Below are 11,664 nucleotides of genomic sequence, written 5' to 3' on the forward strand. Positions count from 1 at the left end.
CCCCCGAGATTCGTGTCCGAATTTCGAGGGTCACTACAGTTAATTATCTCAACACCATCAATATGCTCTGGATCATAGGTATAGGCTTCATCATCTTTAATAGATTTTTATTTTGCTAATACTCCAGTTGTCTTGTCGATGAATTCTTTTTCAAATGGACGTAATTCTTCTTTACCCATAGACACACCTTTCGAATTATCTATATTTCCAGATTACCTACAACCACCACGGGTGCTTTAAATATGACATCTTCAAGACCTTTTGCTTCGTATGCTCTTTTACCAGCATCAATTCTGGCATTTTCATCATTTCTTAGTTTAGTTCTATCAGTTGTTGATTTAGTTTCCGCAATAAAGTATAAGTGCTGTGAACCGTCTTTTTCAGCTAAAATAGCCCAGTCAGGATTATAGTTTCCAAATGGTGTTGGAATCTTGAACCAATGAGGTAATTTAAGGAAGTATTTGATCTTGTCTTCATTTACCAGTTGATTAGCAAACTGTCGCTCTTCATCAGAATCAACAGCTATTTTATCAAATAATGTCTTTTTTAATCCTTTGTCAGGAACTAACCATAAGGTGTTCTTAGCAGCATTGAAAGGCTTTAATTCATCTTTGCTCCAAGATTCACCATTTAATACATAGACTAAAGATTGATTTAACAGTCTGCTTTCATGAGCCTTAATATTCTGTTTAGCTCTTTGAACAAATAAAGCTGGATTTAACTTAATACTGTCAATAAAACCTGGATTCTTCTTGTTTGTTTCAAGAATCATCTTCGCTATAGCTTGTTTAGTTAAACCAACCTGGTCTGCCAGTTGTCGGGTAATTATCTAAAATTGGTAAATCAGAATTTTCAAGATGTTCAGTGTTAGTTGAAATCAATTCATTAGATACATTAGTCTTGTTTAGATTGATTTTGGCTCTCTTTTGGACCGCAGTCATCTTTTCAAGCTGAATATCAGCTAAAGGATTTGAGCCATTAACTATGTCGTTAATTAAAGTTTCTTCTTTAAACTCAACACGGTAATTTACTTTCTTAGCTATCTTTTCCCAAAGATCATTTAGATAAGGATTATTACGATTTATTACTTTGACATGCTCCTTATTCTGTCTATTTTCAATCACAGGAACCTTATATTGGTTAGTAAAGTAATCAACCATAGAAGTTGCTGTTTCTTCTTCAAGACCTTTTTCAGCAGCCTTATTTACAATTTGCTGCTTCTTTTCTTTAGTTAAAGAGCGCATCACTTGTACTGTGACCACTCCCTTACTATTAGTGATTTTAGTTTCTTTAAGAACTTCCGCAAAGGTATTAGATTCTTCATTAGTGATCTTATGCATAACTTGAGGTTGTTCAGATTGTTCATCTGGCACACTAAAATCACTAGATTTCTGATTAAGGATTTCAGTATCATTGCCAATGTCATCTGCATCTGATTGACGCTTTTTAATAATTAAGCCGGCAAAGGTATTTTCATCAATCCTGTTGCTAATAACACCGTCTTGAAGATATTCTTTCTGCAATCCGTTAGCAAATTGTTCAAAGGTTTCACTGGCATAAATAGTAACGATATTCTGTCTATCGTTATATGCACGTTCACCTTTCTGATTAACTGGAATACGTAATCCTCTACCGATTTTTTGTCTTCTAGTAAGGTCGTTCTTAGGCGTTGTAATGGTCATAATTTGGAAAACGTTAGGATTATCCCAACCTTCTCTTAAAGCCGAGTGACTAAAAATAAAACGTAATTTAGCAGCCTTAGTATCTGTTTCAGGTTTACCAGGTATATATTGAGTTAACAAACCTTCTTTATCTTGCATAATTGCATCGTAGGCTGTCTCATCTTTTTTGGTATCACCCTTAGTATCACGATACATAGCTGGCTTTTTCTTAGTAGCTTTATCTTGTGCAAAATACCCATCATGAACTTCTTCTACAGGGACATTGTAATTATACAATTTCTTGTATTTAGGATTGCTATGAAGGACTCTTTCATATATCTTTTCAAATAATTCGGCATATTGTCCCTTCTTAGCGCCATCTGCAGTGTAAATTCGGTAATTCTTAACCTCATCGAGGAAGATTAGAGATAATACCTTAATACCTTGATCTTGCATTGCCAATTCACGGTTAAGATGATCTTTTATTAGGGCTTCCATTTGAGATTGAATCCAAATTTGAGCTTCACCTTCATTATTACCTAATGTGGCTTGCTTGCCGTTTTCGAATTCGACGAAATCATCCGCACGGTTAATTTCTACTACTCTCCCCCACTCTTTATATTGTGGGTTAGCAGTTTTTTCAAAGAGGCTATCATTCTGATTTAAAGTAATAGTCTTCTTCTTGTATTCGTCACCTACTTGCTTATAGGCAATTACTTTGGCTTGAAGTGAATTACCTATCGGCTTAGGCTTCTCTTTCAATTGGACAAAGGCAACATTACCATTGGTGTTTACTTCTGTTCCAAGAGTTTCAATATGCTTAACCATATGAGCTTGGTATGCTTGAGCCGGTCCAAATTCATACAGCATTGGATATTGCTTATCCTTGTGTGTTGCTGAATAACGAAGAGTTACTTTAGGACTTAATGAGGCAATTGCTTCTTTACCAGCTTTAGCTCCATCAACTGATTGTGGTTCATCAATTATTACAGTTGGATGTGCATCCCTAATCTGATCAAGAGGTCTACCACCAAAGAATCCTTCATTGTATTCTTGATTAATAACATTAGTAGACTTATTAAAAGCCTGGACAGTCGTCAGCATAATCTCAAAATTGCTGCCGGCAAAATTCTGCAATTCTGAAATCTGTTTTGAGTCATAAACAAAATAATGGTACTTGTCAGTATTATAAATATCACTTAAGTAGTCTTTTAACTTATTAAGACTATCTTCTACCCCAGCCTTAATAGCTCTACTAGGTACAACAATGACAAACTTGTTCTCATTAAAACGTTTATGCAGAGCCATGATAGTCTGCAGATAAACCATTGTTTTACCAGTACCAGTTTCCATTTCGATGTTGAATTGAGGGAAAGGTTTTAAATAGTCTGCACCTGGATATTTTTGATTATTATTTAATAAAGTTTCTTGTACTGATTCGTCTAATTGCTCTGGTTCAAGCACCATTTTAGTAGCAAGGTCATCATGACCTGACAAGGTATCTACTACAGCTTTAACTGCTTCATGCTGATATGGTAGTTTTTCGTAATTAATTCTCATAATTATAGCCACTCCAAACTAAAGTGATCATTCAGCTCTGGTTCTTGTTTCAATTTTTCAATTAAGTTGAACTTGGTTTCTGAACCGTTATTCATTTCACGCAGTACAACTGTAGCATTAGGTAATTTACGTTGCTTATTAATTTTCTCGAGCAGATTTTCATCATAATTACCTAAAATAGCAAATACTTCTTTGTCATCCGTTACAAAGTGATAGTTATCTCCATCTACTTCTGGGGATGCTTCTAAATCAATACCGCTCTTAATAGCAATTTCTAATGCTCTCTGATCATTAGTAGATTCCTGTGTAAAAGGACTATGAATCAACTCTAATTGTGCTTCAAAGTTTTCTGGATTCTTGTCCCATTGTTTGATAGTAGACCTTTCAAGCTTAAATACCTTAAAACCTGTATCAATATCAGCTTTAGGATGTTCCTTTTGAATAGCTTCACCAGCTCTTCTAATACGTTCTTCAGCAATATCAGGTATATTCTTATAGCCGTCTTTATAAGCAACTGACTTCTTATCAGTCTTTTCTGGGAGTTGAACCATGATAAATTTTCTATGGCCACCATCTTCCGCGTTTTGTTCCATAACTGCTTGAGCTGTACTACCAGATCCAGAAAAGAAGTCTAAGATTGTAATATCTTTTTCAGCAATGATCTTTATAAGATGTTTTAGCAAATTAATTGGTTTAGGATAATCGAAAACTTTATCATTGTTAAATAAATCCGTTACTTCTTTAGTCCCACGTGCTGAGCTAACACCATCTATATCTAGGAGATTTTGCTGAGGCAGAGTTCTATTTATTTGATTATCTTCATTATCTACCTTTTGATATTGTTTGAAGTATACAGACCATCCTTGTTTACCCTTTTTCATAACAATGAATTTATTGTCTATACCCCATTGCAATTTGTTTTTTGACCAACGCCAATTCCAATTATCTTGTTTACCCTTTCCTCCAGGATAAATAGAGGTGTTATCAGGCATTTGAATAGGATAATTGAGTGATTCTGAATAATGAAGAGGTGTCATTCTTCGATCCAATTTATTCAATAAATATTTTCCACGTCTTTTAACGTATTCATCTTCTAGTTTATATTTATTATCATTCGCGGGTTCAATTCCAGCCGCTTCAAAGAATCGACTATTTTTTGCATAACAAACTATATATTCTGTAACTGTTTTTATTGCAGATCCTGTGTTAGATCCGGCAGTAGATTTCCAAATAAAATCTGCTTGGAAATTAGACTCACCAAAAATCTCATCACACATAATTTTCAATCTGTCATGTTCGTTGTCATCAATTGAAATAAAAATTACACCATCTTTTGTTAGGAGATTTCTAGCTAATTTTAAACGCGGATACATCATATTGAGCCAGTCAGTATGATAGCGTCCATTACTTTCCTTATTAGTTGTAGTGATATTACCTTCATCATCTAATTGTCCTGTTGTTTCAAGATAGTTTTGGTAAGAATCATGATAGTTATCCTTGTAAACAAAGTCATGACCAGTGTTATAAGGTGGATCAATGTAAATAATTTTGACTTTTTCACCATATGCTTTCTGCATAAGCTTTAAAGCTTCAAGGTTATCACCCTCAATATATACGTTTTTGGTATTTTCCCAATCTTTAGACTTGTCTTTGTCCATGATTAAAGTCGTATCACGCGCTGGTGCATCAGCAATTCTTTTTGAATTCTTCTTACCTCGCCAGATAAACTCATATTTTTCATTTGATTCTTCATCTTCTAAGTCTGGATTAAGCAATTCTTCTAAAGCATCTGTATCAATTTGACCGTCAGCAACTACTTCTGGAAAGAGTTCAGCTAATTTCTTAGCTGCTTCTGTTCTAAAATTCGGAGTAGTTGCTTTGAATCTTTCTTCATTATTTGTCATGTTTAGCCTCGTATCCTTCTATATTTGTCATCAATAAGAATTATAGCAGTTCGAAATGCTCTAAGTCCGGGGTTCTAAAACGTGGCGCGCTTGTTGACTAGTTAGGTAATCCTTTTTGAAACTTCTGCTAATCTGCGCACCTTTAACGTGGGCTGCAACGTTTGGATATAATCCTGCGTCTTCTGTCCAGCTAAAAAATCTTTTAACCGCTACTATGTAATTTTGAATTGTAGTCGGCTTTTTTCCGTTGTCGCTAAGATATTGCCGATAAGCTTGTACGTCTTCTCGTACTGGCTGCCTTATACTAAACTTCTGCATATATTTGAACCATTGCCTTAAAGAGATTTTATAAGTTCTCACTGTATTCTGGGATGCATCAATATAACTAATAAAGTTAGCAAACATTCTATCTAAATCGGCTGTATTTAAGCTTAATTCATATTGATCATGTTGTCTTTTAAAATCCTGTCTAGGCACTGGCGTTATGCTAATTTCGTTATTCATAACATGCTCACCTCTCGCACGCTATTATATATACATTGTGTATGTTGTGTATAGTGTGTATGTTACACAACTTGTGCATGCAATAAGAAGAGTGACAGTTAAACAATAAGTTGTGTATAGTGTGTATGTTACACAACTTGTGCATATCACACATATCATGTATAATAGATACATCAACTATTGTTATTAAAGTTGATCTATAATTACTTGCAACCTACCTTCCTTCCAAAAGGTGGGCTTTTTTATTTTGCATTTATTTATTGGTTGTCACCATTCTTGTGGCAACATCATCAATAATAATTGTGCTGCTGCCCGTTTGATATTTTAATTTCTGATTGAGATAGTCCACGGCTTCCGCTTCTGTTTTAAATGATCTATCACCAGTAGTCCATGTGCCGTCACTTTCAGCAATAACCAAATTTACGCCTGTATCTTTACTACGGATACATTTTTCAATTCTACTTAGTCGGTTTCTGATTCCTGTAAGGTTGCTACCTGTCATGCATTCTCCTTCTTTCAACTATACTTTGCTTTTCAGAATTTATTATAAACATGTTGTGTGCCTTGTGTTGATTGTGTATTTTTGCAACCCAAATAAAGAACATTAAAAGCTGTTGAGCCTTGATACAACTAAACTTGCCCGACTCACCACATTCAATAAAAAACTTTTGAAAAGCGGATTTATTACGCAATATGGACTAGCACCGCTCCCGTCTTTACCAATCATTATAATTAAACGGTAGGGGGGCTCTGGCACGCTAGAATAATATTTTTAAGCATTTATTAAGACAGATCATTCTTGATCTTGCATTATTATAGCTACTCAAAACTAAAGTGATCATTTAGCTCTGGTTCTTGCTTTAATTTTTCGATTAAGTTGAACTTGGTTTCTGAACCATTATCCTTTTCACGCAGTACAACTGTAGCATTAGGTAATTTACGCTGTTTATTAATTTTCTCGAGCAGATTTTCATCATAATTACCTAAAATAGCAAATACTTCTTTGTCATCCGTTACAAAGTGGTAGTTATCTCCATCTACTTCTGGGGATGCTTCTAAATCAATACCGCTCTTAATAGCAATTTCTTCTGCTCTTTGGTCATTTGTAGAAACCTGAGTGAAAGGACTATGGATCAACTCTAATTGTGCTTCAAAGTTTTCTGGATTCTCGTCCCATTGCTTAATTGTTGCTGTCGCTCAATGATCCGCTTACGTTCACTTTCCGCCTGGTACTTTTACAATTCAATGATGAGGTTAGTCATAAGTTGACGCAAATTAGGGTCAGTAATTCCAGTCATGGACGGCAAATTTAACACATCTAGGGTGGCACCCTTATTTTGAATGGTGTTCATGATCTTAGTTAAATCCTGGTTGTTTCGGCCTAAGCGATCTAATTCAGTGACTAGGACAATATCACCCTCACGAATATAGGCCAGCATTTTTTGCAGTTCTGGTCGATTAGTGTTAGCCCCACTTTATTTATCCGTAAATAATTTATCAACGTCTTTTAAAGCCGCTAACTGTCGATCTAAATGTTGCTCCTTGGAACTCACACGCGCATAACCGATTTTAGCCATTTCCAGTTCTCCTTTTGGACAGTTCTAATGAACACTTGTAATTCCTAGCATAGCACAGAAATAAAAAAAGACCTCTAGGGTATACCCTATTGGCCTTTTTATGAAGTATAGATAATACTATTTTAGATAATATGTTCTCTTGGTAGTTCGTACTGTTAGATAGGTATGAATATGAAAATGAGAAATCCTAATGAGAAATCCTATAGAGGATACCGGAATTTGAATATAGCAAAAGGCGCTGTGCCGGCTTTTTCACTGTCGATACAGCGCCTTTGTTATGTCATCGGGAACATATATTTGATAACTATGCTAATACTAGTGATATCACTATTGACGGTTGGTGAAGTTAGTGTGAAATTTCCTATAAAAAGATGGTAATATAAGGGCACGTGATAATCTTTAGTATTGCGCATAGAAAACAAAGAAGGAGGCAACAGTGAGGCAACAGTATTAGTAATAAATCTAGGCATCGTCGACTTTTATTTATGATGGGACTAGTCTTATTTTCGTTATTAGGGGCAATATGGATATCATCTAATAGTGGTATGACCGTATATGCTGATAGCAAGACGAATATTACTCAGAACGGTACGGGTTCTGGGTCTGTTATTAATCAACAGGAAGAACCGCAGATAAGTACCGTTAATAGTAATACTACAGATAATACTAATTCTTCAGACGATCAGACTTCTCAGAAGCCAGTTACTAATACAGAAGCACAACAGAAGGATAATAACAATCAAGATGGAATCCGCCCAAGTTCAATCACGGTAAACTTGTTGGCTAACGGTAAGAAAATCGCAAGTAAGACGGTTACTGCCAGTGATAACTGGCAGTACAGTTGGGACAACTTACCCGCTTATGCTCATGGTAAGAAGATTATCTACACGGTAACGGAAAATCCAGTTGCTGGGTACACCAGTACTGTTGATGATTACAATATTACTAATACCCTTAATACCCTTCTTAAGCCGAAAACGCCGAAGCCCCAGGTTCCTAATCAGCCGACAACGCCTAAGAAGCCTCAGGTTCCTAATACGACAACGCCTAAGAAGCCCCAGGTTCCTAATAATGGGAATAAGGTAACACCAAAGGCTTACACTCAAGGTAAAACCTACGAAAAAACAGGTAAATTACCTCAAACAGGTGATGGATCATCAATGGGTATGATGTTAATTGGACTAGTGACGTTATTGCTAAGCTTAGGTTTAGTAGTTATAAGTAGATTTACTATTTGATCATGATTGAATGATCGTAAGCACTCCACAACGAACCGGGTTGAATCTTAACCATTGATGGTATCTCAGATCCCTGGGTTCAAACAAAAATAGCGGGCGACCAACGCAGTTTTCTGCGTTAGTCGCCCGCTTTAGTTTCTCTATTAAACACGACACGTGGCCTGAATTTCTGGAGCCCCCGGTAAATAAGCCTCAATATCTGGCGTGTTACGTTGCGTGTAAACCGTTAGTAATGGTTAAAAATACTTAAAGACGTCCAGTTTATTTAATTTTCCCATTTGTACAATACCAAACCAGATCGTATTAGCCTTTGCGCCTGCCGTTGGTTTTGTGAACAGACTTATTTCTTTCGCACCAGCGTGGTAGAGTGGATCTGTTGCTCATCGTGGTTATTGTGTAAAGGTAGATCACAATGCTCAAAGATCTGGTAAACCCGGTCCTTTAGATTAAGGGCATTGTTAATCACATTGCGTAATAATTTTAACGGTGATTTCTTGATTGTTTCCTCGATTAACTAGTCGGCTTTGTGTTTCTAGGGCGTTAGCTTTTCACAACCGGGGTCTTAAAAAGATCATTCAAGGCTTCAGACATTGTTGGATGAGTATAGATCATGTCGCGTAATCTTTCGTAAGGTAATTTGGCCTTCATTGCCAATGCAATTAGATTGATGGTTTCATGAGCCCCAGCGGCATACAATGTTGCCCCTAAAATAAGGTGTTTTTTTTGATCAACGATTACCTTATAAAGCCCGCGTTGATCCTCCAAGACCCGGGCCTTTGGAATCGCCTTGACTGATAGCTTGAAGGTTTGTAAATCATAACCTGCACTCTTAGCTTGACGTTCATTTAAGCCAACGTTGGCCAGTGGTGGATTTAGGAACGAAGCAGTCGGTATCACCATTCGATCGGCCGTTGAGCGATCCCCCTTACCAAACAATTGATCTATGATAATACGAAAATCATCCAATGAGATATAAGTGAACATAGGACCACCATTAACGTCACCTAAAGCCCAAATGTTTTGTACTGTAGTTCTTAAATGATCATCGACCTGAATAGCACCGCGATTGGTTAAAGTAATATCAGTATTTTCTAGTCCTAAACTACTTACATTAGGCCGCCGACCGACTGCAACTAATACCGCATCAAATTCCGCAGTGTTAGTTTGATCACCTTGTTGATAATATAATGTAACCCTCTCACCATTATCTTTTACTTGCGTTAGTTGAGTCGCCGGTTTAATCTCGATCCCTGCGTCAGTCAGATTTGCTACGACCTCGGTCGCAATATCAGGATCTTCGCGCTCTAATAATCTGGTATGTTGGTCGAAAATCGTTACATGCGTACCAAAGGAATTAAACATTCCAGCAAATTCAAGGCCAATATAACCGCCACCAATAATTGCTAGTCGTTTCGGTTGTTTCTTCAATTCCATAGCTTCTTTAGACGTAAAAATCCGCTGACTAAATTCTAACCCTGGGATTGATGGCCAATTTGGAACTGCTCCAGTATTAATAAAGATACGTTCACCTCTCACCTTCTTAGTTGTTCCATCACTCATTACGACTGCCAAAACATAATTGTCGATAAAACGTGCTGAACCATTCCAAATTGTTGCTAGTGGCTCATCAGCCACCATGTGATAGTTTTTGTTTCGCAACTGTCTAGTCATCTCACCACGCTTATTAACTGCTGTAGTGAAGTCCACGCCACGTTGGCCATTAAAAATTAAATTTTTAGATGGTAGGCAGCCAACATTGATGCAAGTTCCTCCGTACATTTGTTTAGACCGTTCAATCAGAAGCACGGTCTCATCATGCTGAGCCAAGTACTTAGCTAATGTCTTACCCGCCTTTTACTAGTCATTTGTTATTGCACTTATTATAAGTAAGTAAAGCGCCACAAGCAATTTATATGCTCAACTACCTATTTATCTGGCTTGACTTTATAGTCATCATTTCACCATCTTATTTGTCTTTCGACTTCTGCTCTAGTGTACATATTTTTCTCCCTACAATCCTAGAAGGTCTAAACCTAAATCGTGTTCAGTACTCTCCATTTTTGACCTGTGGTAGGTCTCATTGATAATGAGGGTGAGTGCCTGAAGCTCTTTAGCGGACTGATCGTTGAGGTTGTTGTGCTCCGCCTGGTTAGCTAGTGTCAGGAGTCTGGATTGAAGGGCTCCCATTGTGACACTAGGAGAGACGTTAGTAGTTGGTACATACTCATTACTCAGGGCCTTCTGGTATTTCAATCGTGCATCCAGTAGCTGAGCTGGGGTCATGGCTGAGAAGTCGGCATCATCAATAGCATCGTCAATCTTGTTGAGGACCTTGCCCAGGGCTTTAATGCGGGCTTCTTTTTGCATTCCGTACTCTTCATAGAGTTCCTGAAGGCGGTCCTTCTTTAGCTCAGCAATTTCATCAGTGAGTTGACCTTCCCACTTGCTACAGGTGCCTTTGCTGATATTTAATTGCTCACCAATTTTGGCATAGCTTAAGCCCTCAGCTCTTAACTGGATAAACTTTTGTTTAGTGGCTTCTGACTTCATTAGCATCCCCCTAACCATATCTATGTTTTAACTTCTGCTAATTAAGATTTGCAGGGTTTGCTGACGCTTGGGAACAGCGTAAGTTAGGTACCATTTATGATTTTGGTAACGGGAAAGGATTACCTTTAGACAGTTTTATTTATTCTAGCAATAATCCAGCTATTGCCTACGGGCATCTTTATACAAAATATTCAGAAGTCATTAGTGAAGTGTTCTGGAGTTCTAATGATAATGGAGTGTTATCAAAAGATAATGATTTGTTATTTCCAGGATCCTCTACTGTTCCTAATGGCACAGCACAAACAAATGCAATTACGTTAAACAACGTTAAACTGGGTGGCGATATAATCATTGGAAGGCCTAAAGAAGGAGTCGGCGTTTTGTCTACCTTTATGAGCTATCAGGTTAATTCACAAAGACAAAAATTATTTCCTATAACCTAACCGTTGGTACAACCATAACCCATATGTATGGTAAAGTTATTTCTAAACTGAATTTCTTTATAACAGACTACTCCGAACAAGAAAAAATAGCTTCATTCTTCAAACAACTAGATGATACTATCGCTCTTCATCAGCGTAAGTTAGATTTGTTGAAAGAACAGAAAAAAGGCTTTTTACAAAATATGTTTGTATAGGGGCTATAATATACAAATAGACCCTCAAAAACG

At 36.9% G+C, this 11,664-nt stretch carries 9 protein-coding genes and 3 pseudogenes; 2 read left to right on the forward strand and 10 right to left on the reverse strand.

The window, feature by feature from the left end; genetic code table 11:
• Positions 1-199 precede the first annotated feature (199 nt).
• The 7 genes and pseudogenes from HMPREF0493_RS09150 to HMPREF0493_RS08170 all read right to left on the reverse strand — a co-directional run.
• Positions 200-772 (reverse strand): restriction endonuclease, encoded by a 573-nt coding sequence (locus HMPREF0493_RS09150; protein WP_006352797.1) that lies wholly within the window; start codon positions 770-772, stop codon positions 200-202.
• 16 nt (positions 773-788) lie between these two features.
• A complete protein-coding gene (locus tag HMPREF0493_RS07810) occupies positions 789-3,221 on the reverse strand; it encodes a DEAD/DEAH box helicase family protein (protein WP_228117005.1) in 2,433 nt (810 codons plus the stop codon).
• 2 nt (positions 3,222-3,223) lie between these two features.
• Positions 3,224-5,125, reverse strand: coding sequence for a site-specific DNA-methyltransferase (locus HMPREF0493_RS07815; RefSeq protein WP_006352799.1), 1,902 nt, complete (start codon positions 5,123-5,125; stop codon positions 3,224-3,226).
• 60 nt (positions 5,126-5,185) lie between these two features.
• Positions 5,186-5,629, reverse strand: a complete 444-nt coding sequence (locus tag HMPREF0493_RS08515; RefSeq protein ID WP_006352800.1) for a site-specific integrase — start codon at positions 5,627-5,629, stop codon at positions 5,186-5,188.
• A gap of 253 nt (positions 5,630-5,882) precedes the next feature.
• On the reverse strand, positions 5,883-6,131 hold the full coding sequence (locus HMPREF0493_RS07825; protein ID WP_006352801.1) for a hypothetical protein: 249 nt from the start codon (positions 6,129-6,131) through the stop codon (positions 5,883-5,885).
• Positions 6,132-6,448: 317 nt separating this feature from the next.
• Entirely contained in the window at positions 6,449-6,766 is a 318-nt protein-coding gene (locus HMPREF0493_RS07835) for a hypothetical protein (RefSeq protein WP_006352803.1), read from the reverse strand.
• A gap of 101 nt (positions 6,767-6,867) precedes the next feature.
• Positions 6,868-7,206 (reverse strand): annotated as a pseudogene (locus tag HMPREF0493_RS08170) (recombinase family protein); the annotation flags it as partial.
• Between the two features lie 725 nt (positions 7,207-7,931).
• Between HMPREF0493_RS08170 and HMPREF0493_RS07850 the strand changes: the two are divergent.
• Positions 7,932-8,444: pseudogene (locus HMPREF0493_RS07850) on the forward strand (Cna B-type domain-containing protein); the annotation flags it as partial.
• A gap of 340 nt (positions 8,445-8,784) precedes the next feature.
• Here the strand turns inward: HMPREF0493_RS07850 and HMPREF0493_RS09395 are convergent.
• From HMPREF0493_RS09395 to HMPREF0493_RS07860, 3 genes and pseudogenes are all read right to left on the reverse strand, one after another.
• Positions 8,785-8,955 (reverse strand): IS66 family transposase, encoded by a 171-nt coding sequence (locus tag HMPREF0493_RS09395; protein ID WP_421831101.1) that lies wholly within the window; start codon positions 8,953-8,955, stop codon positions 8,785-8,787.
• Between the two features lie 29 nt (positions 8,956-8,984).
• Positions 8,985-10,298 (reverse strand): annotated as a pseudogene (locus tag HMPREF0493_RS07855) (FAD-dependent oxidoreductase); the annotation flags it as partial.
• Positions 10,299-10,454: 156 nt separating this feature from the next.
• Positions 10,455-10,994, reverse strand: coding sequence for a helix-turn-helix domain-containing protein (locus tag HMPREF0493_RS07860; RefSeq protein ID WP_040457470.1), 540 nt, complete (start codon positions 10,992-10,994; stop codon positions 10,455-10,457).
• A gap of 427 nt (positions 10,995-11,421) precedes the next feature.
• On the opposite strand from HMPREF0493_RS07860, the gene HMPREF0493_RS08520 reads away from it, so the two are divergent.
• Positions 11,422-11,631, forward strand: coding sequence for a restriction endonuclease subunit S (locus HMPREF0493_RS08520; RefSeq protein WP_228117017.1), 210 nt, complete (start codon positions 11,422-11,424; stop codon positions 11,629-11,631).
• Positions 11,632-11,664: the final 33 nt, after the last annotated feature.

The organism is Lactobacillus amylolyticus DSM 11664 (genome assembly GCF_000178475.1).
In the GTDB taxonomy this organism is placed as follows: Bacteria; Bacillota; Bacilli; order Lactobacillales; family Lactobacillaceae; genus Lactobacillus; species Lactobacillus amylolyticus.